The sequence below is a fragment of the Pseudomonas plecoglossicida NBRC 103162 = DSM 15088 genome (assembly GCF_000730665.1).
Taxonomy (GTDB): Bacteria; Pseudomonadota; Gammaproteobacteria; order Pseudomonadales; family Pseudomonadaceae; genus Aquipseudomonas; species Aquipseudomonas plecoglossicida.
Map to the genome: position 1 here is coordinate 69,257 of NZ_BBIV01000006.1, position 23,218 is coordinate 92,474.

At 64.4% G+C, this 23,218-nt stretch carries 27 protein-coding genes and 2 pseudogenes; 15 read left to right on the plus strand and 14 right to left on the minus strand.

All coding sequences use genetic code 11. The features are described from left to right. Nucleotides 1-15: 15 nt before the first annotated feature. Both PPL01S_RS04450 and prlC read right to left on the minus strand, forming a co-directional pair. Nucleotides 16-297: a YheV family putative zinc ribbon protein gene (locus PPL01S_RS04450; RefSeq protein WP_016394265.1), complete on the minus strand. Its 282-nt coding sequence runs from the start codon at nt 295-297 to the stop codon at nt 16-18. Next, a complete protein-coding gene (gene prlC / locus PPL01S_RS04455) occupies nt 294-2,345 on the minus strand; it encodes an oligopeptidase A (RefSeq protein WP_255212383.1) in 2,052 nt (683 codons plus the stop codon). The genes PPL01S_RS04450 and prlC overlap by 4 nt, the downstream gene beginning before the upstream one ends. A 102-nt stretch (nt 2,346-2,447) precedes the next feature. On the opposite strand from prlC, the gene PPL01S_RS04460 reads away from it, so the two are divergent. Together PPL01S_RS04460 and PPL01S_RS04465 are read left to right on the plus strand one after the other, a co-directional pair. Then, a complete protein-coding gene (locus PPL01S_RS04460; protein WP_016394267.1) occupies nt 2,448-2,996 on the plus strand; it encodes a gamma carbonic anhydrase family protein in 549 nt (182 codons plus the stop codon). Nucleotides 2,997-3,015: 19 nt separating this feature from the next. Then, nucleotides 3,016-3,666: an HAD family hydrolase gene (locus PPL01S_RS04465; RefSeq protein WP_016394268.1), complete on the plus strand. Its 651-nt coding sequence runs from the start codon at nt 3,016-3,018 to the stop codon at nt 3,664-3,666. 69 nt (nt 3,667-3,735) lie between these two features. On the opposite strand, the gene PPL01S_RS04470 is transcribed toward PPL01S_RS04465, so the two are convergent. Then, nucleotides 3,736-4,809: an aminopeptidase gene (locus tag PPL01S_RS04470; protein ID WP_028625681.1), complete on the minus strand. Its 1,074-nt coding sequence runs from the start codon at nt 4,807-4,809 to the stop codon at nt 3,736-3,738. A gap of 85 nt (nt 4,810-4,894) precedes the next feature. Between PPL01S_RS04470 and PPL01S_RS04475 the strand changes: the two genes are divergently transcribed. Next, entirely contained in the window at nt 4,895-5,308 is a 414-nt protein-coding gene (locus tag PPL01S_RS04475; protein WP_016394270.1) for a PA0061/PA0062 family lipoprotein, read from the plus strand. A 55-nt stretch (nt 5,309-5,363) separates the two neighbouring features. Beyond that, nucleotides 5,364-5,777 carry a PA0061/PA0062 family lipoprotein gene (locus PPL01S_RS04480; protein ID WP_016394271.1) on the plus strand — a complete coding sequence of 138 codons (414 nt, stop codon included), beginning with the start codon at nt 5,364-5,366 and terminating at the stop codon, nt 5,775-5,777. 29 nt (nt 5,778-5,806) lie between these two features. Here PPL01S_RS04480 and PPL01S_RS04485 read toward each other — a convergent pair whose 3' ends face one another. After that, nucleotides 5,807-6,040, minus strand: a complete 234-nt coding sequence (locus tag PPL01S_RS04485; protein WP_016394272.1) for a DUF1161 domain-containing protein — start codon at nt 6,038-6,040, stop codon at nt 5,807-5,809. Nucleotides 6,041-6,113: 73 nt separating this feature from the next. Next, the gene (locus PPL01S_RS04490) at nt 6,114-6,539 is read right to left on the minus strand and encodes an OsmC family protein (RefSeq protein ID WP_016394273.1); all 426 of its coding nucleotides are present in this window, start codon (nt 6,537-6,539) and stop codon (nt 6,114-6,116) included. A 153-nt stretch (nt 6,540-6,692) separates the two neighbouring features. Here PPL01S_RS04490 and PPL01S_RS04495 point away from each other — a divergent pair, with 153 nt between their 5' ends. Then, nucleotides 6,693-7,697, plus strand: a complete 1,005-nt coding sequence (locus tag PPL01S_RS04495) for an LLM class flavin-dependent oxidoreductase (protein WP_016394274.1) — start codon at nt 6,693-6,695, stop codon at nt 7,695-7,697. Between the two features lie 120 nt (nt 7,698-7,817). On the opposite strand, the gene PPL01S_RS04500 is transcribed toward PPL01S_RS04495, so the two are convergent. After that, nucleotides 7,818-8,033, minus strand: a complete 216-nt coding sequence (locus PPL01S_RS04500) for a dodecin (RefSeq protein WP_016394275.1) — start codon at nt 8,031-8,033, stop codon at nt 7,818-7,820. A gap of 150 nt (nt 8,034-8,183) precedes the next feature. On the opposite strand from PPL01S_RS04500, the gene PPL01S_RS04505 reads away from it, so the two are divergent. Beyond that, nucleotides 8,184-8,507, plus strand: a complete 324-nt coding sequence (locus PPL01S_RS04505; protein WP_008095450.1) for an ElaB/YgaM/YqjD family protein — start codon at nt 8,184-8,186, stop codon at nt 8,505-8,507. Here PPL01S_RS04505 and PPL01S_RS04510 read toward each other — a convergent pair. Beyond that, nucleotides 8,504-9,400: a LysR family transcriptional regulator gene (locus tag PPL01S_RS04510; protein ID WP_028625680.1), complete on the minus strand. Its 897-nt coding sequence runs from the start codon at nt 9,398-9,400 to the stop codon at nt 8,504-8,506. The genes PPL01S_RS04505 and PPL01S_RS04510 overlap by 4 nt on opposite strands. 110 nt (nt 9,401-9,510) lie before the next feature. On the opposite strand from PPL01S_RS04510, the gene trpB reads away from it, so the two are divergent. Next, nucleotides 9,511-10,728: a tryptophan synthase subunit beta gene (gene trpB, locus PPL01S_RS04515; protein ID WP_016394277.1), complete on the plus strand. Its 1,218-nt coding sequence runs from the start codon at nt 9,511-9,513 to the stop codon at nt 10,726-10,728. Further along, the gene (trpA, locus tag PPL01S_RS04520) at nt 10,725-11,534 is read left to right on the plus strand and encodes a tryptophan synthase subunit alpha (RefSeq protein WP_016394278.1); all 810 of its coding nucleotides are present in this window, start codon (nt 10,725-10,727) and stop codon (nt 11,532-11,534) included. The genes trpB and trpA overlap by 4 nt, the downstream gene beginning before the upstream one ends. A gap of 106 nt (nt 11,535-11,640) precedes the next feature. On the opposite strand, the gene PPL01S_RS04525 is transcribed toward trpA, so the two are convergent. Further along, entirely contained in the window at nt 11,641-11,970 is a 330-nt protein-coding gene (locus PPL01S_RS04525) for a DOPA 4,5-dioxygenase family protein (RefSeq protein ID WP_016394279.1), read from the minus strand. Between the two features lie 52 nt (nt 11,971-12,022). On the opposite strand from PPL01S_RS04525, the gene PPL01S_RS04530 reads away from it, so the two are divergent. Further along, entirely contained in the window at nt 12,023-12,640 is a 618-nt protein-coding gene (locus PPL01S_RS04530) for an NAD(P)-dependent oxidoreductase (protein ID WP_028625679.1), read from the plus strand. Between the two features lie 99 nt (nt 12,641-12,739). Here PPL01S_RS04530 and PPL01S_RS25040 read toward each other — a convergent pair. Next, nucleotides 12,740-12,883, minus strand: a pseudogene (locus tag PPL01S_RS25040) (choline sulfate utilization transcriptional regulator); the annotation flags it as partial. Nucleotides 12,884-12,893: 10 nt separating this feature from the next. Here PPL01S_RS25040 and PPL01S_RS04535 point away from each other — a divergent pair. Beyond that, nucleotides 12,894-13,238 (plus strand): annotated as a pseudogene (locus PPL01S_RS04535) (glycine betaine ABC transporter substrate-binding protein); the annotation flags it as partial. A gap of 61 nt (nt 13,239-13,299) precedes the next feature. After that, entirely contained in the window at nt 13,300-14,865 is a 1,566-nt protein-coding gene (locus PPL01S_RS04540; RefSeq protein WP_016394283.1) for a SulP family inorganic anion transporter, read from the plus strand. Between the two features lie 29 nt (nt 14,866-14,894). Here the strand turns inward: PPL01S_RS04540 and aroE are convergent, their stop codons facing one another. Both aroE and hemF read right to left on the minus strand, forming a co-directional pair. Beyond that, entirely contained in the window at nt 14,895-15,719 is an 825-nt protein-coding gene (gene aroE / locus PPL01S_RS04545) for a shikimate dehydrogenase (protein ID WP_016394284.1), read from the minus strand. A 26-nt stretch (nt 15,720-15,745) separates the two neighbouring features. Then, nucleotides 15,746-16,657, minus strand: a complete 912-nt coding sequence (hemF, locus tag PPL01S_RS04550) for an oxygen-dependent coproporphyrinogen oxidase (RefSeq protein WP_016394285.1) — start codon at nt 16,655-16,657, stop codon at nt 15,746-15,748. 134 nt (nt 16,658-16,791) lie between these two features. On the opposite strand from hemF, the gene PPL01S_RS04555 reads away from it, so the two are divergent. Next, nucleotides 16,792-17,769: an NADPH:quinone reductase gene (locus PPL01S_RS04555; RefSeq protein WP_028625678.1), complete on the plus strand. Its 978-nt coding sequence runs from the start codon at nt 16,792-16,794 to the stop codon at nt 17,767-17,769. Nucleotides 17,770-17,876: 107 nt separating this feature from the next. Here the strand turns inward: PPL01S_RS04555 and PPL01S_RS04560 are convergent, their stop codons facing one another. The 3 genes from PPL01S_RS04560 to dprA all read right to left on the minus strand — a co-directional run bounded on the left by PPL01S_RS04560 (nt 17,877) and on the right by dprA (nt 20,203). Next, entirely contained in the window at nt 17,877-18,176 is a 300-nt protein-coding gene (locus PPL01S_RS04560; RefSeq protein WP_028625677.1) for a DUF3077 domain-containing protein, read from the minus strand. A 333-nt stretch (nt 18,177-18,509) separates the two neighbouring features. Next, nucleotides 18,510-19,067, minus strand: coding sequence for an L-threonylcarbamoyladenylate synthase type 1 TsaC (tsaC, locus tag PPL01S_RS04565; RefSeq protein ID WP_008096561.1), 558 nt, complete (start codon nt 19,065-19,067; stop codon nt 18,510-18,512). A 38-nt stretch (nt 19,068-19,105) separates the two neighbouring features. Next, complete coding sequence (dprA, locus tag PPL01S_RS04570) at nt 19,106-20,203, minus strand: DNA-processing protein DprA (RefSeq protein WP_028625676.1); 1,098 nt, start codon at nt 20,201-20,203, stop codon at nt 19,106-19,108. Between the two features lie 206 nt (nt 20,204-20,409). On the opposite strand from dprA, the gene def reads away from it, so the two are divergent. Genes def through rsmB form a run of 3 tightly spaced genes read left to right on the plus strand, consistent with a single transcriptional unit; the run spans nt 20,410 to nt 23,216 of the window. Next, nucleotides 20,410-20,916 (plus strand): peptide deformylase, encoded by a 507-nt coding sequence (def, locus tag PPL01S_RS04575; RefSeq protein WP_016394290.1) that lies wholly within the window; start codon nt 20,410-20,412, stop codon nt 20,914-20,916. Nucleotides 20,917-20,976: 60 nt separating this feature from the next. Next, on the plus strand, nt 20,977-21,909 hold the full coding sequence (gene fmt, locus PPL01S_RS04580; RefSeq protein WP_028625675.1) for a methionyl-tRNA formyltransferase: 933 nt from the start codon (nt 20,977-20,979) through the stop codon (nt 21,907-21,909). After that, nucleotides 21,906-23,216 carry a 16S rRNA (cytosine(967)-C(5))-methyltransferase RsmB gene (gene rsmB / locus PPL01S_RS04585; protein WP_016394292.1) on the plus strand — a complete coding sequence of 437 codons (1,311 nt, stop codon included), beginning with the start codon at nt 21,906-21,908 and terminating at the stop codon, nt 23,214-23,216. Before fmt ends, rsmB begins: the two co-directional genes overlap by 4 nt. Nucleotides 23,217-23,218: the final 2 nt, after the last annotated feature.

The window sequence follows — 23,218 nt, forward strand, 5'->3', positions numbered from 1 at the left end:
CGCCAGCCAAGACACTCAATCCGTCGTTTTCTTCAACTTCGGATTTGGGAAGAACTGCACCGTCTGCACCTTGGCCGGCGCTGCCTTGGGCGCCAGCTGGTTGACCCGGGTACCGAGCTCCTTGGGTACCGACAAGCCTTGCTCGTTGAGGGTGTCGGTGAAGCCGCAGGCCACGCATTCGCGGTGCGGCACGTCATCCTCGCTCCACATCATCAGCTTGTCCGGCTCGCTGCACGCCGGGCAGACCGCCCCGGCGATGAAGCGCTTCTTGGTCTTGTTCACGGCTACCTCGCTCATGCCGCCGCGTCCTCGCTCAGGCCGCTGTGGCGCAACAGTGCATCGATGGAAGGCTCACGGCCACGGAAGTCGACGAACAGCACCATCGGCTCACGTGAACCACCACGGGCCAGGATCGCCTCACGGAAGGCGCGGCCGGTCTCGGCATTGAGCACACCTTCTTCCTCGAAGCGCGAGAAGGCATCGGCCGACAGGACTTCAGCCCACTTGTAGCTGTAGTAGCCTGCCGCGTAACCGCCGGCGAAGATGTGCGCGAAGCTGTTGGGGAAGCGGTTGTACGCCGGCGGGCGCATCACCGACACCTCGTCGCGCACCCCTTCGAGCACCTGCAGGACACTGCGGCCATCGCCATGACTGGCGTGCAGTTCGAAGTCGAACAACGAGAACTCCAGCTGGCGCACCATCATCATGCCCGACTGGAAGTTCTTCGCCGCCAGCATCTTGTCCAGCAGGTCCTGGGGCAGGGCGACGCCGGTTTCATAGTGGCCGGAAATCAGGGCCAGGCCTTCCGGCTCCCAGCACCAGTTTTCCATGAACTGGCTGGGCAGCTCGACCGCATCCCAGGCCACCCCGTTGATGCCGGATACGCCAGCATGCTCGATACGGGTCAGCAGGTGATGCAGGCCATGCCCGAACTCGTGGAACAGGGTGGTCACTTCATCATGGGTCAGCAGCGCAGGCTTGCCGGGCGCAGCCGGAGTGAAGTTGCACACCAGGTTGGCCACCGGGCTCTGCAGCGCGCCGTCCACGGTACGTCGACGGTCACGGGCACCATCCATCCAGGCGCCGCCACGCTTGTTGGCGCGGGCATAGAGGTCGAAGAAGAAGCGGCCGACATGCTGGCCGTTTTCCTTGATCTCGAACAGGCGCACATCCGGGTGCCAGCTGTCGAAGCCCTTGAGCTCGGCGATTTCGATGCCGTAAAGGCGCTGAACGATGCTGAACAGGCCGGACAGCACCTTGTCGATCGGGAAGTAGGCACGCAGGGTTTCCTGCGACACGCTGTAACGCTGTTCGCGCAGTTTCTCGCCAAAGTAACCGGCATCCCAGCTGGCCAGCTCGGGGCAGCCCTGCTCGGCGGCGTAGGCCTTGAGCTGCTCCAGGTCCTGGGCGGCGAACGGCTTGGAACGCTTGGCCAGGTCACGCAGGAAGCTCAGCACCTGGTCGCTGGATTCGGCCATCTTGGTGGCCAGGCTCAGCTCGGCGTAGTTCTCGTAACCCAGCAGTCCGGCCAGTTCCTGGCGCAGGTCGAGGATTTCCTGCATCACCGGGCCGTTGTCGAACTGGCCGGCGTTCGGCCCCTGGTCGGAGGCGCGGGTGCAATAGGCGGCATACAGCTCTTCGCGCAGCGCGCGGTCGCTGGCGTAGGTCATCACCGCGTAGTAGCTGGGGAACTCGAGGGTGATCAGCCAGCCGTCGAGGCCCTTGGCCTGGGCGGCGGCGGCCATCTGCGCCTTGGCCGAGTCGGTCAGGCCGGCGAGGGCGGCCTCGCCAGTGACGTGCTTGGTCCAGGCCTGGGTGGCGTCGAGCAGTTGGTTGGAGAAACGGCTGCCCAGTTCGCTGAGCTTGCTCTGCACTTCGGCGTAGCGCTGCTGCTTGTCTGCCGGCAGGTCGATGCCCGACAGGCGGAAGTCACGCAGGGCATGGTCGAGGATGGTTTTCTGCGCCACGTCGAAACCAGCCGCTTCGGGGCTGTTGACCAGGGCCTCGTAGGCCTCGAACAGCGCACGGTTCTGGCCCAGTTCGGTAGAGTAGGCACTCAGCGCCGGCAGGCAGGACTCATAGGCCTCGCGCAGTTGCGCGCTGTTGCACACCGCATTGAGATGGCTGACCGGGCTCCAGGCGGCGCCCAGGCGGTCGTTCAGTTCGTCCATGGCCAGCACCAGGCCGGCCCAGGTGGGGTTCTTGCCTTGCTTTTCGAGGATCTCGGCAATGGCCTTGCGGTTATCGGCCAGGATCTGTTCGATGGCCGGCAGCACGTGTTCGGCACGGATCGCCGAGAAGGGCGGCAGATCATAGGACTGCAGAAGCGGGTTGTTGGCACTCACGGTTTGGATACCTTGGCAGAAGAAACACTGCCCCATCTTAATTACAATCGACGCCGACCGCAGCAGGCAGCCTGCCTATCGGCACAGATGAGAGACGCTATCATGGCCATCCGAAGCTTCCAGCAACACACTCCGAAAGTTGCACCACGGGCCTTCGTCGACCGTTCGGCGGTGGTGTTGGGCGACGTGGAAATCGGCGAGGACAGCTCGGTGTGGCCGCTGACCGTGGTCCGCGGCGACATGCACCGTATCCGCATCGGCGCGCGCACCAGCGTGCAGGATGGCAGCGTGCTGCACATCACCCATGCCGGCCCGTTCAACCCGGAAGGTTACCCGCTGATCATCGGCGACGAGGTGACCATCGGTCACAAAGTCATGCTGCATGGCTGTACCCTGGGCAATCGCATCCTGGTCGGCATGGGCAGCACCATCATGGATGGCGCCATCGTCGAGGACGAAGTGATCATCGGCGCCGGCAGCCTGGTGCCACCGGGCAAGCGCCTGGAAAGCGGTTACCTGTACGTGGGCAGCCCGGTGAAGCAGGCCCGGCCGCTGACCGACAAGGAGCGCGCGTTCTTCCCCTACAGCGCCAGCAACTACGTGAAGCTCAAGGACCAGCACCTGGCCGAAGGCTATGACCAACCTGAATGACTTGAGTGGAACCTCATACATGCACCAGCAGAACATCCTCTTCGACCTCGACGGCACCCTGACCGACCCACGCCTGGGCATCACCCGCTCGATCCAGTACGCCCTGGCCAAGCTGGGCATCGACGAGCCGGACCTGGCGCGCCTGGAGCACTTCATCGGCCCACCCTTGCTGCAGGCCTTCATGCAGTTCTACAACTTCGACGAAGCCAAGGCGTGGGATGCGGTGAACTTCTACCGGGAACGCTTCCGCGTTACCGGCCTGTACGAGAACCTGGTGTTCGAGGGTGTGCCGGAACTGCTCGAAGCATTGAACGGCCAGGGCCGTACCCTGTACATCGCGACCTCCAAGCCTTGGGAGTTCGCCCGAGAGATCGCCCGGCACTTTGCCTTCGACCATCACTTCAAGGTCATTTATGGCAGTGAACTGGACGGAACACGGACCAACAAGGTGGAGTTGATCCGCCACCTGCTGGATCAGGAAGGGCTGGACCCGGCGCAGACACTGATGATCGGCGACCGCAAGCACGACCTGATCGGTGCGCGCAGCAACGGGTTGCAGGCAGTGGCAGTGGGGTATGGGTTTGGTAGCGAGGAAGAATTGAAGGCCCACACGCCGGAATTCCACTTCGCCACCTTGGCCGAGATGCATCAGGCCTTTATCAAGGCTTGATGTTCAGGGGGCTGCTTCGCAGCCCATCGCCGGCTTACCGGCGATGGGCCGCAGAACGGCCCCAGAATCTCACTGACGCCCCGCCAATCGGGTCAACGCCGCCTTGCGCTCTGCTCCCGGCATCCTTCCCAGCACTTCAACTCGCGCATAGAACCGCGACCAATCCCCGCCCACCTCACCGAACAGCGCCGCAAACGCCGGTACCCACTGGTCATACAGCCCGAACGGCAGCAGCTTGGCATTGTTTATCGGCCCGTAGATCCAGGCGTCGTAACGCTTGTCACCGCCCCACTCACGATCACGCAACGCGCGGTACTCGCGCCGCATGCGCTCGAACTCAGCCTGCTTGGCGGCCCGCTTGTGCGCTTCGTCCAACGGTCCGGCATAAATCGCCTGCAGCCGCTCGCGGCTGGCCAACACCAGGCGGATGAACTGGTCCCGCTGCCGAAACTGATCGTCCTCAATCGCTGCAAGCCCGCGCGCCGCGCGCCATTGCCGTGATCCTTCCTGCTCGACGAAGGTGGCGAATGACTCGTTGAACGCGGTGTCGTCCTGCACATAGAACCGCTGGTGCGCCAGCTCATGGAAGATCAACGTGGCCAGGCGCTCGTCGCCCCAACCGACCATCGACGACAGGATCGGGTCGTCGAACCAGCCCAATGTCGAGTAGGCCTCGACACCGCCCACGTACACATCCATGCCGTCCTCGCGCATCAAGGCTGCCGCGCCACGCGCCGCGCCCTGCCGGTAATAGCCGCGATAGGCGACACAACCGGCGATGGGGAAGCAATGCGTCACCGGCTGCAGCGAAAGCTCCGGCGTGGCGAACACGTTCCATACCACGTAGGGGCGGCCGAGATCGGCATACACCCGATAACTGCGGTTGTCAGGCAGCTGCAAATGCTCGCTTGCAAATACCCGCGCCTGCTCGGCGCCCTGCAAGCGGGCTCGCAACTGCGCACTGCTGCCCGGGTCGGCAATCACCTGCTCCACGGGCTGACGGGCGCGCAGCAACTGCCATTGGCCCTCGGCCAATTGGCCGTAATAGCCAAGGCTGCTGCAACCGTTCAGCAGAAAGCTGCCAAGGACGGGAACCAAAGCGCTGAAAACGCGGTCGAGTGGCCCAGGGCCTGAGCGCTTCAAAAGAAAAAACCAAACCATCTTGGGCTGTTCAACTCGCTCACGGCCGATACGCTCCAAGACTATCTCGCCAAGGGGGAGTTTCGCCATGCGTGCACTGTTCGTCGCCGGCTCACTGTTACTGGTATCTGCCTGTTCGACCCTGCCCGACCCTGACCCGAACCAAGCCTGGATCGAGCTGACCCCGGACGACCACACCTCACTGCACGCCGTGCAGGTGGACGAACGCGACTGGACCGAAAGCCGCTATTTCGAGGTTCAGCCCGGCAGCCACGAGCTGACCGTGCGTTACCAGTTCCCGGTCACGCCGAGCAACATCGGCCCGGTTGACGAGCCGCTGTGGCGCGATTGCCAGCTCAACCTGACCTTCAAGGACTTCAACGCTGGCCAGCGCTACCAGCTGCAAGCGGGCAGCATCGGCTTCCGCCCGTGGATCAAACTCTATGACCAGCAGCAGAAACTGCTCGGCCAAGGCATGCCGGCAGGCTGCCAACGCACCTGAACCGCACAAACGGCGCTATGCTTGTAACTTGTGAGTTGCAAGTGGGAGCTTCACCATGCGCCAGCCCATGATGCTGATCGCCCTCAGTGCACTGGGGGCTTGCGCCAGCCCTTTGCCGCCTGTCGACCCCAAGCAGGCCTGGGTCGACCTTTACACCATGACCCCGGGCAGGGTCATCATGGCCGACCGACTGGACGGCAAACGCCTGGATGACGGCCGCTATTTCCAGGTAACCCCCGGCAAGCACGAACTGGTGGTGCGTTTCGATTACGAAATCTACGCCGGCGGCATGCTGACATCGCCCAAGGACCGCACCTGTTACCTGACCGTGCGCTTCGACGACTTCAAGGCCGGCGAACGCTATCGGCTGGAAGCCCGCGCTCCGGTGATGGAGCCGCAGGTGCTGCTGTACGACGCCAGCCGCAAGGTGCTGGTGAACGAGCCCAGCAACGTGTTCTGCATCCCTTGAATGTCGGGGCCGCAGGCGGCCCCCATCAACTACCGGTCATTCTTCTGGTAGATGATCTTCTTCGTGCCACCATCACAGGTGCCCACAACCATGTTGCGGTCCTTGACCTCGCTGTTGGGCACGATCTCCAGGGTGTAGGACGTCACACCCTGGGCCTGGATCTTCGCTTCGATCTCGGCCTTCAGTTCCTCGCACGGTTTGACCGCCGCCAGTGCAGATGTGGCCAGCAGGGACGCCAGCACGGCAATTGCTACGCGGATCATGGAACGGCTCCCGGAAAGGCAGTAATGCTGCCGACACTCCTTAGACTACAGCAATCCACCGCCGTTGCGCCGCTCAGCCCACCAGCGTGGCGTCCAGACTGATAGTAGCGTTGAGCACCTTCGATACCGGGCAGCCGGCCTTGGCCTTGTTGGCGATTTCGACAAACTGCGCCTCGCTCGCCCCCGGTACCTTGGCCTTGAGAATCAGATGCACCGCAGTAATGGCGAAGCCATCGGGCTGCTTGTCGAGGCTGACTTCGGCAATGGTGTCGATGCGCTCTGCGGTCAGGCCCGCCTCGCCCAGCATCATCGACAGCGCCATCGAGAAGCAGCCCGCATGGGCGGCGCCGATCAGCTCTTCCGGGTTGGTCCCCGGCGAGCCCTCGAAACGGGTATTGAATCCATAAGGATTCTGCTTGAGTGCGCCGCTTTCCGTGGAAAGCAGGCCCTTGCCATCTTTCAGGCCACCTTGCCAGATCGCCGATGCTGTCTTCTTCATGATGCCTCCTGGTCACTGGGTTACATGCTTAAGGTTCAGAGGACAGCGGCCTACGGCAAGTTCAGCGCAATCTTACAGCGGGCATTGAATCCACCGAATGTGCCCATACAGAGTCTAAAAGGCCTCTGGCCAATCCCCTTCAAGGAGGCTTCGATGACGTCGCTGCGTGACCTGAAAATTTCCACCCTCGACCTGGTGCCAGTGCGCGCCGACGCCGGGCCCGCGCAATCACTGCGCAATTCACTGGATCTGGCGCGACACGTCGAGCGCTTTGGCTACCACCGTTTCTGGGTGGCCGAGCACCACAACATGGATGGCATCGCCAGTTCGGCCACCTCGGTGCTGATCGGTTACCTGGCCGGTGGTACGTCGACCATCCGCGTGGGCTCCGGCGGCGTCATGTTGCCCAACCATGCGCCACTGGTGATCGCCGAGCAGTTCGGTACCTTGGCCAGCCTGTACCCGGGACGCATCGACCTGGGCCTGGGCCGTGCGCCCGGCTCCGACCAGATGACTGCCCGCGCCCTGCGCCGCGAGCGCTCGGGCAGCGCCGACGACTTCCCGGACGATGTCGAGGAGCTGTCACGCTACCTGGGCCCGCGCACTGATGATCAAAAAGTGATCGCAGTGCCCGGCCACGACACCGACGTGCCGATGTGGCTGCTCGGCTCCAGCCTGTTCAGTGCGCAATTGGCCGGCATGCGCGGCATGCCCTACGCCTTTGCCTCGCACTTCGCGCCGCGCTACATGCACGAGGCGATCCGCATCTACCGAGACCACTTCAAGCCGTCGACCACGCTGGACAAGCCCTATGTGATGCTGGGCATTCCGATGGTGGTGGCCGAAACCGACGAAAAAGCCGAATACCTGGCCACCTCGGTGTACCAGCGCATTCTTGCCCTGATTCGCGGCCAGAGCCTGATGCAGCGGCCGCCGGTGCAGCGCATGGACGGCTTGTGGCTGCCCCATGAGCGGGACGCCGTCGGCAGTTTCCTGGGCCTGGCGATGATTGGCAGCCCGCAGAAGGTGCGGGCCAAGGTGGAGGTGTTGCTGGAGCAGACCGGGGCGGATGAGTTGATCTTCACCTGCGACTTGTATGAGCATGCGGATCGGGTGCGATCCTATGAAATGCTGGCGCAGGCCTTGAAGGCCGAGTAGGCGTCAATCGCCGGCAAGCCGGCTCCCACAGGCGATTTGTAGCGCCTTTGTGGGAGCCGGCCAGGCGCCCCTCTGACTGTATTACGCCATCACGCCGGGCATTACCAGCCCGACACTGTTTCAGCTGTTGGCGATACGGAAGCCCACCTTGAGCGTGACCTGGAAGTGCGCCGCCTTGTTGTCGCGGATATGGCCACGGGTATCAAGCACCTCGAACCACTCCAGGTGCTTGATGCTCTTGGCTGCCTCGGCCAGGGCATTGTTGATCGCTTCCTCGATGCTGGTGGGCGAAGACCCCACCAGCTCGATCTTCTTGTAGGTGTGATGATCGGACATGAGCGCTCTCCTTGATTGACGGTGAGATTGAGCCTAGCAGTGCAGGCTTGGTTTACCTGCGAGCCGTCGCCACCGAGTAAAGTTCGATCGCACTTTCGCCGCGTCGGGCAGTCGCAATCCTTACAGTCCATTCTGCAAAGGAGAGTCAACATGCACCGCAACTCGCTGCGTAAAACGTCCCTGGAAAGCATGGAAGCGGAAATCGAAAGCCTTCTGAAGAGCCTGGAAAACCTCAAGCATGATGCTTCGGAGGAATCCCAGAAGTCGGTGAAGGCCATCCGCAGCAACGCGGAAAGTGCGCTGAAACATTCGCGCAGCCTGCTCAGCGATGCTTATGAGGAAGTGAAGACCCGCACCCGGCAGACCGGTATCGCCACCCGCGATTACGCCCAGGAACACCCCGTCACCACCGCCGGTGTGGCAATAGGCGCGCTCGGCTTGCTGGCCGCCTACCTGCTGTACCGCCGCAACTAACCTGCCTGCCGTTCCAGTTCACGGCGCAGCCACTGCGCCAACTGCTCGGCGCGCCCGTCCGCGGCGCGCCGTGGCACCCACAGCGCCAGCGCCGCAGGTGTGGGGGAAAAGCCCCATGGCGCGCACAGCCGCCCGGCACGCAGGTCGTCCGCCACCAGAGGCTGAGGTGCGATGGCGACGCCAAGGCCGGCTACCGCAGCTTCAAGCAAGTAGTACAGGTGCTCGAAGGCCTGGCCATACTTCAACCGCGCAACCTCCAGCCCCTGCTCCTCGACCCAGGTCGGCCACGCCTGCGGGCGTGAAGTGGTATGCAGCAAAGCCTCGTCAAGCAAGGCGTCGGCAGGTGCCCCACGCAAACGCTCGAAGCCGGCGAAATGCGGGCTGAGTACCGGCCCGATGCGCTCTGCGGCCAGCACATGCACCTGCATGTCCGCAGGCCACGGGGGTTCGGCGTAGACCAGCAACGCATCCAGCCCAGGCCGCCGTGGGTCGAGGTCGCCTTCTCCTGCCGACAGGTGCAGGCGCAACTCGGGCAAGTCCGCCTTGAGCCGCCCGAGCCTGGGGATGAACCAGCGGGCCAGCAAGCTGCCAGAGCAACCCAGCACGAACGGCGCCTCGCGGGTGTCGCGGCTCAGCTCGGCGCAGACCCCACGCAGCCGGTCGAACGCTTCGCCGCTGGCATCGCGTAGCCTGACGCCAGCATCTGTGAGTTTGATGCCGCGCCCGTCCTTGACGAACAGCGCCACGCCCAGATGCTGCTCGAGCACCTTGATCTGCCGGCTCACGGCCCCGTGGGTCACGTGCAGCACTTCGGCAGCCTGGCTGACACTGTTGAGCCGGGCGGTGGCCTCGAAGGCCCGCAGGGCATTGAGGGGAGGGAGGTCCTGGACCATGAGACTTGTGAGTTTTCCTGACAGGTTTGCGCAATCTTATCGGTTTTCAGCCGGGCGTGCCGTGGTTAGACTAAAGCCCATCACTCATTGCCAACGCCCTGGAGCGACCCATGACCCAGACCCAATACCGCCCCGGCCCAGACGCCAACGGCCTGTTCGGCTCGTTCGGCGGCCGCTACGTGGCCGAAACCCTGATGCCCCTGGTGCTGGACCTGGCCCGCGAGTACGAAGCGGCCAAGGCCGACCCCAAGTTCCTCGAAGAGCTGGCCTACTTCCAGCGCGACTACATCGGCCGCCCCAATCCGCTGTACTTCGCCGAGCGCCTGACCGAACACTGCGGCGGCGCCAAGATCTTCTTCAAGCGTGAAGAGCTCAACCACACCGGCGCGCACAAGGTGAACAACTGCATCGGCCAGGTGCTGCTGGCCAAGCGCATGGGCAAGAAGCGCCTGATCGCCGAAACCGGCGCCGGCATGCACGGCGTGGCCACCGCCACCGTCGCTGCCCGCTTCGGCCTGCCGTGCGTGATCTACATGGGTGCCACCGACATCGAGCGCCAGCAGGCCAACGTGTTCCGCATGAAGCTGCTGGGCGCCGAGATCGTGCCGGTCACCGCCGGTACCGGCACGCTGAAGGACGCCATGAACGAGGCCCTGCGCGACTGGGTCACCAACGTCGACGACACCTTCTACCTGATCGGCACCGTTGCCGGCCCGCACCCGTACCCGGCCATGGTCCGCGACTTCCAGTCGATCATCGGCAAGGAAACCCGTGCCCAGCTGCAGGAAAAGGAAGGCCGGCTGCCTGACAGCCTGATCGCCTGCGTGGGCGGTGGCTCCAACGCCATGGGCCTGTTCCACGACTTCCTCGAAGATGCCAGCGTGCAGATCATCGGCGTCGAAGCCGGTGGCCACGGCGTCGATACCGACAAGCACGCCGCGAGCCTCAACGGCGGCGTACCGGGCGTGCTGCACGGCAACCGTACCTACCTGCTGCAGGACGAAGACGGCCAGATCACCGACGCCCACTCGATTTCCGCCGGCCTCGACTACCCCGGCATCGGCCCGGAGCATGCCTACCTGCATGAAGTGAAGCGCGTGGAATACGTCAGCATCACCGACAACGAAGCCCTCGACGCCTTCCACACCACCTGCCGCCTGGAAGGCATCATCCCGGCGCTGGAAAGCTCCCACGCGCTGGCCGAAGCGATCAAGCGCGCGCCGACCCTGCCCAAGGACCACCTGATGGTGATCTGCCTGTCCGGTCGCGGCGACAAAGACATGCAAACCGTGATGAACCACATGGCCGCCCAGGAGAAACAGGCATGAGCCGTCTTGAACAACGCTTCGCCGAGCTGAAGGCCGAAGGCCGCGCCGCGCTGGTCACCTTCGTTACCGCAGGCGACCCGGGCTACGACGCCTCGCTGCAGATCCTCAAGGGCCTGCCGGCGGCCGGTGCCGACGTGATCGAACTGGGCATGCCGTTCACCGACCCGATGGCCGATGGCGTTGCCATCCAGCTGGCCACCCTGCGTGCACTGGACGCAGGCCAGACCCTGGCCAAGACCCTGCAGATGGTTCGCGAATTCCGTGTGGACAACCAGGCCACGCCAATCGTGCTGATGGGGTACTACAACCCGATCCATCGCTTTGGCGTGGAGAAATTCGTTGCCCAAGCCAAGGCTGCCGGTGTCGATGGCCTGATCATCGTCGACCTGCCGCCGGAGCACGACGCCGAACTGGCCACCCCGGCCCAGGCCGCCGGCATCGACTTCATTCGCCTGACCACCCCGACCACCGACGATGCGCGCCTGCCGCGCGTACTGGAGCGCAGCTCCGGGTTCGTCTACTACGTGTCGGTGGCCGGTGTGACCGGTGCAGGTTCCGCGACCACCGAGCACGTGACCGAGGCGATCACTCGCCTGCGCCGGCATACCGACCTGCCGATCAGCGTTGGTTTCGGTATTCGTACACCGGAGCAGGCCGCTGCAATCGCGCGCCTGGCCGAGGGTGTGGTGGTGGGGTCGGCGCTGGTCGACAAGATCGCCCAGGCCAAGGATGCCGATCAGGCGGTCAACGATGTGTTGAGCCTGTGCTCGGCGCTGGCTGAAGGGGTGCGCGGCGCTCGACGCTGATCCGCGTCGCCTTCATCGCCGGCAAGCCGGCTCCCACAGGGTTAGCGCTGCACATGCCCATTGTGGGAGCCGGCTTGCCGGCGATAGGGCCAGCAAAACCAACCTATTACTCGAAGATCGACAGATCCAGAGGCCGCACGGCCCCCATCCAGATCGCATGATCCCGGTGATCCGCCAGCTCATCCCCGGTCAGCGGGTGCAAGAACACCACCAGCCCCCTCCGATACAACGCCAGCCACGGCAGCACCACGCCCACCACTTCCGGCCCGAACGCCAGCTGGCAGCTCCAGTCCGGGTGCGGCCCCACCGGCTTCTGGTGCAGGCGGCCCATGGTCACGGGAAACAGCCGCGCCGCTTCCTCGCACAACTCGCGGGCCTGCTCGAGGGTGGATGCGTCGTAGTAAACGTGGGCGTGATAGCCCTTGATCCTCTGCACGATAACTCCTGATTGCGGTCAAACCATCACCACCTGTAACGGGAGTGATGTGGTGAAAAATGCCGAAACCCCAATGTTCAAGCTGGTCCTGTTCGGGGCTGAGAGCAGCCTTGGCAGTGCCCTGATGGTCGAGTTGCTGTCACGACAGCATGAGGTCACGGCGGTGGTCGACGACCTCAATCGCCATGCCCCGCGCCCGGGCCTGCATTTCAAGATAGGCGGGCTGGCCGGGGCTGACCAGGCTGAGCAGGGCGCCGCAGGCGGCTCGGCGGTGATTGCCCTGCTGTCTGCGCTGGCGCCCGGAGACCTGCCGGCCCAGTGGCGCATGAGCGAAGCGCTGGTGGCCGGGCTTGGCCGCACGACTATACGCCGGCTATTGCTGGTGGGCGATTTTGCCGTGCTCGATACGCCGGGCCGCTACAGCGATGAACAGCGCGGCGGGGCGGACCAGGTGGTCGATGCGCTGCAGCGCAGTGCCTTGCACTGGACGCTGATCAATGCCCCGGCGGATTGGCCTGGCATGGGCATGGAGCACTTTCGCACGGCCAGCGGCACGGTCGAGCCGGAGCTGGCTGCGCCGCTGCGGCGCTTGGCCGGGGTGGCGGCGGGGATGGTCGACATGCTGGAGCTGGGGCTGCACCGGGGCGAGCATTTGAACTTCGTATCCTGACGCCTCATCGCCGGCAAGCCGGCTCCCACAGGGATCTCGAAAAACCCGCGGGCACTGTGGAAGCCGGCTTGCCGGCGATGGGCTGCACAGCAGCCCCTTTCACTGCCCCCGCTCCTGCTCCAGCCACTCCACGAACCGCTCGATCAGCGCCCCCCGCCGCTTGCGCGGCGGCAGCACCACGTAATACCCCCGCTGCGACCGCAAACTCCCCTCCAACGGTCGACACAACAACCCTTGTTCCACCGATATCCTCATCACCTTCCTCGGCTGGACACCCCACCCGATGAACGTGAAGTTGAAGATGCATTACCTGACAGGCGGGGAGCAGTGGTTCGGCAGCAAGGGCGAAGTCTATACCTTGACCCGCAAGGGTTATCCACAAGCCTGCCCGAATGCGGCTAAGCTGCTGGGCAATCTGAAATTTACCCTGGACATGGAAAACAGCATCATGGCCGAGGTTGTGGATAAGAAGATCAGCTTCGACGAGGCGGCAAAGGCTTGGGTCAAGGCTAACCCCCAGGTCATCGAGGGTTGGTTGGCTGGGGTGACCACCATGGCCGGGGGTAGTGCTCAGGAAGCAGTCAAAAGCCATTTGTAGAACCTGTACCGGCGATGAGGCCGGTACAGCCAACACAAGATAACCCCAATACGAGTACCCCATGATTCACCTGACCCACCTGCTGCCCTTCCTCACCTGGCTGCCCCGCCAATCGGGTCGCAGTCTGCGCCAGGACCTGCTGGTGGGCCTGAGCGGTGCGATCCTCGCCCTGCCGCAATCGATCGCCTACGCCCTGATCGCCGGCCTGCCCGCCGAGTACGGCCTGTACGCCGCCATCGTGCCGGTGCTGGTCGCCTGCCTGTGGGGTTCCTCCTGGCACCTGATCTGCGGCCCGACCGCCGCCATCTCCATTGTCCTCTACGCCAGCATCAACCCCCTGGCCGTGGCCGGTAGCGACGACTACGTGACCCTGGTGCTGCTGCTGACGTTCCTCGGCGGCATCTTCCAATTGCTGCTTGGCCTGCTGCGCTTCGGCGCGCTGGTCAATTTCGTCTCCCATTCGGTGGTGCTCGGCTTCACCCTCGGCGCCGCCATCGTCATCGCCCTTGGCCAGTTGCCCAACCTGATGGGCATGGACCTGCCCAGCCAGGCCACGGCGCTGAAGACCGTTCAGGACCTGGCCAGTCACGCCGGCGAGGTCGACCTGCCGTCGCTGCTGCTTGGTCTGGCCACGCTGGTGATCGGCGTAACCCTCAAAATCTGGCGGCCGCGCTGGCCGAGCCTGTTGATAAGCCTGGTGCTGGTCAGCCTGGTGGCCTGGCTGCTGCCGGGGTTCTTCGGACATGTGCCACGGGTACCGGCCTTCACCGGTCAGCTGCCACCGCTCAGCCCGTTGCCGCTCCTGGACCTGGAGCTGATCCTGCGTCTGCTGCCCAGCGCTGTTGCGGTCGGCATGCTCGGCCTGGTGACCAGCCTGTCGATCGCCCGCTCGCTGTCGGCACGCTCGGAACAGCTGATAGACGCCGACCAGGAAATCCGCGCCCAGGGCCTGTCGAACATGGTTGGCGCGTTCTTTTCCGGCTACCTGTCTTCCGGCTCGTTCACCCGCTCGGGCCTGAGTTACGACGCCGGCGCCCGCTCACCCCTGGCCGGCGTGTTTTCGGCATTGTGGGTGGCATTGTTCGCGGTGACGGGGGCCGGCCTGATCGCACACCTGCCGATCCCGGCCATGGCCGGCAGCATCCTGATGATCTGCTGGGGATTGGTCGATCACCGGGCGATTCGCGCGCTGTTCCGGGTCAGCCGTTCGGAGTTCCTGGTCATGGCCCTGACCGCTGCCGCGACCTTGCTGCTGGAGCTGCAGACGGCGATTTACGCTGGAGTGCTGGCCTCGCTGTTCTTCTACCTCAAGCGCACATCGAGGCCACGGGTGCAGCAGAGCCGTGAAGGGCAGGCCGATGTGCTGCGGGTGGGCGGGTCGATCTTCTTTGGCGCGGCGCATTACCTGCAGGTGCGCTTGCAGCGCTGCCAGGGGCCGCATGTGGTGATCGATGCGCGGCAGGTGAACTTCATCGATTACTCGGGGGTGGACATGCTGCACCGCGAGGCGCGGCGGCTGAAACGGGCGGGTGGGAGTCTGACCTTGCACAGGGCCAGGCCGCAGGTGATCGAGGAGTTGCAGAAGCTGGAAGGGGTGGCGCTGTGTCCGATTCGATTTGCGCAGTGATCGTTGGGGCCGCAAAGCGGCCCTGACCTCTAACCCCGCGCCAATTGCCGTCGCAGCTCCGCCAGCACCGGCCCGGTATCCGGCCGAACCCCACGCCAGATGAAGAACGCCTCGGCCGCCTGCTCAGCCAGCATGCCCAGCCCATCCAGCACCTTCGCCGCCCCCAGCTTGCTCGCCCACTTGCAGAAGGGCGTAGGCTCCTTGCCATACATCATGTCGTAGCACACCGTGCGCCCCGGCTCGACCAGGCTTTCGGCAATCGGCGGCAACTCGCCGGACAGGCTTGCCGAGGTGGCGTTGATGATCACGTCCACCGGCTCCTGCAACCAGCTGTAACCACTCGCCACCACCGGCCCCAGCTCAGCGAACTCGCGCGCCAGCTGCTCGGCCTTTTCCACCGTGCGGTTGGCGACCACCAGCGATTGCGGGTCGAGGGCCAGAATCGGCTCCAGCACACCGCGCACAGCACCGCCGGCACCGAGGATGAGAATGCGCTTGCCGGTCAGCTCGACCCCGGCATTCACCGTCAGGTCACGCACCAGACCGGCGCCGTCGGTGTTGTCACCTTGCAACGTGCCGTCGGCCAGCTTGCTCAGGGTGTTCACCGCGCCAGCACGCTGCGCGCGCGGAGTGAGGCTGTCGCACAGGCGGTAGGCCTCTTCCTTGAACGGCACGGTGACGTTGGCGCCGCTGCCTTGCTTGAAGAAGCCACGGGCGCAGTCGCTGAACTCGTCCACCGGCGCCAGCAGGGTGGTGTACTCCAGGTCCTGGCCGGTCTGTTCGGCGAACAGACGGTGGATCAACGGCGACTTGCTGTGGCCGATGGGGTTGCCGAAAACGACGTACTGGTCCATGGGGGCTCCTCGGTTATCCACAGGGCTTACTGGCCAAGCCAGTCGCGGTCTTGCAGGAAGTAGTCGGTCAGGCGCGCTTCCTCGCTGCCGGGCTCGGCCTTCCAGTCGTAGCCCCAGCGTACTTGCGGCGGCAGCGACATCAGGATCGACTCGGTGCGACCGCCCGACTGCAGGCCGAACAAGGTGCCACGGTCGTAGACCAGGTTGAATTCCACGTAACGGCCGCGGCGGTACTCCTGGAACTCACGCTGCTCGGCGGTGTAGGGCGTGTTCTTGCGGCGCTGCACGATCGGCAGGTAGGCGTCGATGTAGGCATCGCCGATGGCACGGATGAAGGCGAAGCAGGTGTCGAAGTCCCATTCGTTCAGATCATCGAAGAACAGCCCGCCGATACCGCGCGGCTCGCCACGGTGCTTGATGTGGAAGTAGCGGTCGCACCAGGCCTTGTAGCGCGGGTACACGTCGGCACCGAACGGCGCACAGGCCTGCTCGGCGACGCGGTGCCAGTGGATGCAGTCTTCTTCGTTGCCGTAGTACGGGGTCAGGTCGAAGCCGCCACCGAACCACCAGACGGCCTCTTCGCCTTCTTTCTCGGCGATGAAGAAGCGCACGTTGGCGTGGGAGGTTGGCACATGCGGGTTATGCGGGTGGATCACCAGCGACACGCCCAGGGCCTCGAAACCACGGCCCGCCAGCTCGGGGCGGTGAGCGCTGGCTGACGGCGGCAGGCCGGCACCGAACACGTGGGAGAAGTTGACCCCGCCTTTCTCGATCACCTTGCCGTCGCCGATCACCCGCGTGCGGCCCCCGCCACCGGCTTCGCGCACCCAGGCATCCTCGACGAAGCGGGCGCCGCCGTCCTCGGTTTCGAGGGCAGAGCAGATGCGGTCTTGCAGGTCGAGCAGGTAGGCTTTCACGGCCTCGGTGCGGCTAGTCATCGGGTCACCAGGAACGGGCAGGGAAGAATTCGCCGCGTAGCATACCACCGGCGGCCCGCGCGCCGCAGTTGACGGCGATCAAGCAAAGGCGTCCGATAGAAGGCCTTTCCCGATCCCGACAACAGGAGTGCGAGATGGCCAAGCGAATCCAGTTCAGCCAGCATGGCGGCCCGGAAGTGCTGCAGCTTGTGGAGTTCGACCCGGCACCGCCCGGCCCGCTGCAGGTACGCGTGCGTAACCATGCGGTCGGCTTGAACTTCATCGACACCTATTTCCGCAACGGGCTGTACACACCGCCTGCGCTGCCTTCCGGCCTGGGCACCGAAGGTGCCGGGGTGGTCGATGCGGTAGGCGAGGGCGTCACCCGTCTGAAGGTGGGCGACCGCGTGGCCTACGCCGTCGGCCCGCTGGGTGCCTACAGCGAGGTGCATACGCTGCCGGAAGCGAACCTGGTGAAGCTGCCCGACAACATCAGCTTCGAGCAGGCGGCGGCGGTGATGCTCAAGGGCTTGACCGTGCAGTACCTGCTCAAGCAGTCCTATGCCGTGCAACCGGGCGAGGTGATCCTGTTCCACGCCGCGGCCGGGGGCGTGGGCTCGCTGGCCTGCCAATGGGCCAAGGCGTTGGGCGCCAACCTGATCGGCACCGTCAGTTCCGCCGAGAAGGCTGAGCGGGCCAAGGCACTGGGGGCGTGGGCGACCATCGACTACAGCCGCGAAGATGTGGCCAAGCGGGTGCTGGAACTGACCGATGGCAAGAAATGCCCCGTGGTGTATGACGGCGTCGGCGCCGACACCTGGCTGACCTCGCTGGACTGCCTGCAACCGCGTGGCTTGATGGTGAGCTTCGGCAATGCCTCGGGCGCGGTAAGTGGGGTGAACCTGGGGATTCTGGCGCAGAAGGGCTCGCTGTATGTGACCCGCCCGACCTTGGCCAGCTATGCCAACACTGCCCAGAATACCCAGGCCATGGCGGATGACCTGTTTGCGGTGATCGCCAGTGGCGAGGTGGTTGTGGATATCCAGCAGCGGTATCCGCTGAGCGAGGCGGCCAAGGCGCAGACCGAGTTGTCGGCGCGGAGGACGGTGGGGTCGACTGTTTTGTTGCCTTGAGTGCCCGTCTTGGGGCTTTTGGCGCCTATGAGATCGAGCGCCGCGCGGGCGGCGCTCGATCTACGCAACGATGCAAAAACCAAGGCAAGCACCTGCAAGCCACACACCTACCTCTGCGGCATAGGCGAAGACTCAATACCATCCAGCATCGCCTCTACCAAACCCTCCGCCATCTCAATCGCATGCAGGTTCGACCAATACATGCCGCGGCCTTCTTCGCGCAGGTAATCGAGGGTCTTGTAGCCCGTCTCGTAGGCACAACGCAGATACAGGGCCACGTGGACCAAAGCATCGGCGGCGGGAATGTCGGGGTTAACGGTGAAGAGCGGTGGGTGGCCGGCGTCGCAGCGGCCGAAGGGGCGGGTGGAAGTGCAGGGCATGGGCGGATCAGGAACAATCTTTTTCATCGGAAACTCTCGCTTCGATGCCCCACCAAATCGTTACCACACGATTAGGTGGCAGCTGTACGCAGGGTGGTAAACCGGGGAGAGTTCCCTAAACCCGGCAGGCACGGGGCCTCCCGCGTACAGCCGCCATTGACTGTCAGGAACTCTCCAGATTCGGGTTACCACACCCGATCGCCAAGTTGTTCGGCGACGATGTGAAGACTAGAGGCAGGTGTTCCTACTGAGAAGGTGATAGTACTCGATACGAGTTGTAGGAAATTTCCCAAATTCGTATTTGATAAGACACTTCAGAAAAGCCAGCGCCCCCTTTGTAGGAGCGCTCACCCAAGAGGATCAACCCGGGCGAACAACCTCGCCGGTCGCCAGGTCACGAATCACACTCGGATTCTTCCGCCCACCCAACGCCCCACCGAGCACCAGGTCCAGTTGCCCGTGGAAGTACTGCTCGACCCGCAACCGGGTCTTCGCCGCCGGCCGCCCGCCAGGGTTGCACGACGTGGAAATCAATGGCCCCACCAACGCACACAACTCGCGCACCTGCGGATGGTCACTGACTCGCAGCGCCACCGTGTCATGCTGCCCCGTCACCCACTCGGGCAACAGGTCCTGATGCGGTACCAGCCAGGTGTTGGGCCCCGGCCAGGTGCTGCCCATGCGATCGATCCAATCTTCGGGGAAGTCCTCGAACAGGAAATCGAACTGGCGAATATTGTCGGCGACCAGGATCAGCCCTTTATCCACAGGCCGCGACTTGAGCGCCAGCAGGCGGTATACCGCGTCCTCGTTCCAAGGGTCGCAGCCCAGGCCCCAGACCGCTTCCGTCGGGTAGGCGATCACCGCGCCCGCCCGAATCTCACGTGCGGCTTGTTGCACACGCCAACTGCTCACCATTTGTATCTCTCCGCATTTAAGCCATGGCCGCAGTTTACTTAGCCCACGCGGGCAAACCAACGCCCGGCTTCATTACTTACTCGCCCTTCAAGCTCCAGCTCGGTCAATTGCGCCAGCACTTGGGCCAAAGGCAACTCGCTGCCATGCGCCAGAGCCTCGGTGGTCTGCGGCGCAGCATGCAGCAATGCGAGCAAGGGATGCGAGGCTTTATCCACAGTGGCTGGCGGAAGGTTCTGCCAACCTTGGAGGGTTTCCAGGATCTGTTCCACGCTTTCCACCAGCAACGCGCCGTCCCGGATCAGCTGATGGCAGCCTTTCGCTGCGTGATGGTGGATCGAGCCGGGGATGGCATAGACCTCGCGGCCCTGCTCGGCTGCCAGGCGAGCGGTGATCAAGGAACCACTGGCCAGGCTGGCCTCGACCACCAGTACCCCCAGCGACAGCCCACTGATGATGCGATTGCGCCGCGGGAAGTTGGCTGGCAGCGGCCCGGCATCCAGCGGGAATTCCGAAACCAGTGCACTACCGTTGCCGATCATGGCCTCGGCCAGGTCTCGGTGGCGCTGTGGATAAAGTTTTTGCAACCCGGTGCCCAGTACCCCGATTGTCCTCCCTTGAGCCTGCAGGGCTGCCCGATGAGCGGCACCGTCGACCCCCAGCGCCAGCCCGCTGGTGATGGTGAACCCGGCTTGCGCGAGACAACGGGAAAATGCCCTGGCGGTGTCGATGGCGGGGGGTGAAGCACGCCTGCTGCCCACAATTGCCATCTGCGGCCGGTCGAGCAAAGTGAGGTCCCCTGCGACGAAAAGAAGGGGTGGAGGATCGTCGATTTCGGCCAGCAGGGCGGGGTAGCCGGGGCTGTCCCACATCAGTAAATGCTGGCCCGGATGTTCTAGCCAGGCTATTGCAGCCAATGCGCCGTCGCGCACCTGGGCGCTACACCGGGCATCGATCGTTGCCTGGGGAATGCCCAGTGCACGCCATGCGCCTGCCGGTGCACTGAGCGCCGAAGAGGCACTGCCGAACGCTTTCAGCAAAGTGTTGAAGCGACGCAAACCAGTCTCGGGCAGGCGATGCAGGCGTAATCGGGCCTCCAGTTCCGCAGGTGAACAAAGTGACGAATGGTGGGTAGGCATGGGGATCATCCTTGATCGAAACAGGGCCAATTACGTGGCACAAGCTGTGGATAACTTTGTGGGTAACAGTTTGAAAAGCTGTCCATGAATTGAACGCTATCAAGCCCATAGACACCCTAGTCGAGCATGCCAGGTGCCGAAATCGCCGATTCCCTTTATTATGTGTGCTCAGTTTTCAACCAAACGCACAGTGACTGCCTGACCTTATGGCCATCTTGAACATTCTCGAATTCCCGGACCCGCGCCTGCGCACCATTGCCAAACCGGTGACGGAGTTCGACGACGCACTGCGTCAGCTGATCGACGACATGTTTGAAACCATGTACGAAGCCCCTGGCATCGGCCTGGCCGCGACCCAGGTCAACGTGCACAAGCAGGTCGTGGTCATGGACCTGAGCGAAGACCGCAGCGAGCCGCGGGTCTTCATCAACCCCTCGGTCGAAGAGCTGACCCACGACATGGGCCAGTACCAGGAAGGCTGCCTGTCGGTGCCGGGCTTCTACGAGAACGTCGACCGCCCCCTGCGCGTGCGGGTCAAGGCCCAGGACCGCGACGGCAAGCCGTTCGAACTGGAATGCGAAGGCCTGCTGGCGGTGTGCGTGCAGCACGAATTCGATCACCTGAACGGCAAGCTGTTCGTCGACTACCTGTCGCAGCTCAAGCGCGACCGGATCAAGAAGAAGCTGGAAAAGCAGCACCGCCAGCAAGCCTGATCCCGACCTTCCTGAAGGCTTGCTCCGGCAAGCCTTTTTCTTTTTTGAAGCGAGAACTCCATGCGCATCGTCTTTGCAGGCACTCCAGAGTTTGCCGCCGAACACCTCAAGGCCCTGCTCGACAGCCCTTACCAGATCGTCGGCGTCTACACCCAGCCCGACCGCCCTGCCGGCCGTGGCCAGAAGCTCATGCCGAGCGCGGTCAAGGCGCTGGCCGTGGCCCATGACATCCCCGTGTTCCAGCCGCCAACCTTGCGCAACGCAGAGGCCCAGGCCGAACTCGCTGCGCTGAAACCGGACCTGATGGTGGTGGTCGCCTATGGCCTGATCCTGCCCCAGGCCGTGCTGGACATCCCGCGCCTGGGCTGCATCAACAGCCATGCCTCGCTGCTGCCACGCTGGCGCGGTGCGGCGCCGATCCAGCGCGCCGTGGAAGCCGGCGATGCCGACAGCGGCGTCACCGTGATGCGCATGGAAGCTGGCCTGGACACCGGCCCGATGCTGCTCAAGGTGGTCACCCCGATCAGCGCCGATGACACCGGTGGCAGCTTGCATGACCGCCTCGCCGAGATGGGCCCGCCCGCCGTGGTGCAGGCCATCGCCGGCCTGGCCGACGGCAGCTTGCAGGGCGAGGTGCAGGACGATGCCCTGGCCACTTATGCACACAAGCTGAACAAGGACGAAGCGCGCATCGACTGGAACCGCCCGGCCGTCGAGCTTGAGCGCCTGATCCGTGCCTTCAACCCATGGCCGGTGTGCCACAGCACCCTGGACGGCGAAAGCGTCAAGGTGCTGGCTGCCAACCTGTCCACAGGCAAAGGCGCGCCCGGCGAGATCCTCTCTGCCAGCAAGGACGGCCTGGTCGTTGCCTGCGGGGAGCAGGCGCTGAGCCTGACCCGCCTGCAATTGCCAGGCGGCAAGGCGCTGAACTTCAGTGACCTGTTCAACAGCCGCCGCGAGAAGTTCGCCAGCGGCAAGGTGCTTGGCCAATGAACCCGCGCCTCGCCGCCGCCCGCGCGTTGGCCGCTGTACTCAGTGGCAAGGCCTCGCTGAACAGCTCGCTGCCGGCTCAGTTGGACAAGGTCGACGAGCGCGACCGTGGTCTGACCCAGGACCTGGCCTTCGGCACCGCCCGCTGGCAGCCGCGCCTCGACCTGCTCGCCGCACAGCTGCTGCAAAAGCCCTTCAAGGCCGCCGATGCCGATGTGCAGGCACTGCTGCTGGTCGGTCTGTACCAGCTGTTCTACACACGCGTTCCAGCCCACGCCGCCATCGGCGAAACCGTCGGCTGCGCCGACAAGCTGAAGAAGCCTTGGGCCAAGGGCCTGCTCAACGCCGTGCTGCGCCGCGCCCAACGCGAAGGCGAAGCACTGCTCGCCGGCATGGAACGCGACCCGGTGGTGCGCACCGCCCACCCGCGCTGGCTGCAAAAGCAACTGAAAGCCTTCTGGCCAGAACAGTGGGAAGCGATCTGCGCCGCCAACAATGCGCACCCGCCAATGATCCTGCGGGTCAACCGCCGCCACCACAGCCGCGATGTCTACCTGGCGCTGCTGGCCGAAGCGGGCGTCAGCGCCAGCGCCTGCCAATTCAGCCGCGACGGCATCGTTCTGACCGAGGCCTGCGACGTGCGTGGCCTGCCGGGCTTTGCCCAAGGCTGGGTGAGCGTGCAGGACGAAGCCGCGCAGCTGTCTGCCGACCTGCTCGAACTGGCCCCCGGCCAGCGCGTGCTCGACGCCTGCTGCGCGCCGGGCGGCAAGACCTGCCACCTGCTCGAAGCCGAAGCGGGCCTGGCGCATCTGGTAGCCATCGACCTGGAAGCCAAGCGCTTGACCCGCGTGCGTGAAAACCTCGACCGCCTGCAGCTGGACGCCGAGCTGATCGCCTGCGACGCCCGCGACACCGCCAGCTGGTGGGACGGCAAGCCGTTCCAGCGCATCCTGCTCGATGCACCGTGCTCGGCCACCGGCGTGATCCGCCGCCACCCGGACATCAAGCTGACCCGCCAGGCCGACGACATTCCGGCCCTGGCTGCCCTGCAAGGCGAGCTGCTCGATGCCCTGTGGCCGACCCTGGAAGTGGGCGGCATGCTGCTGTACGCCACCTGCTCCAGCCTGCCGACCGAGAACACCGAGGTGATCGACGCCTTCCTCGCCCGCACCCCGGGTGCGCGGGAGCTGGACCTGGCCACCGAGGCCGGCCTGCGCCAGCCTCATGGCCGCCAGTTGCTGGCCCAGGAAGGCGGCCACGACGGGTTCTACTATGCCAAGCTGATCAAGATCGCCGCCTCGCGCGGGTAAGC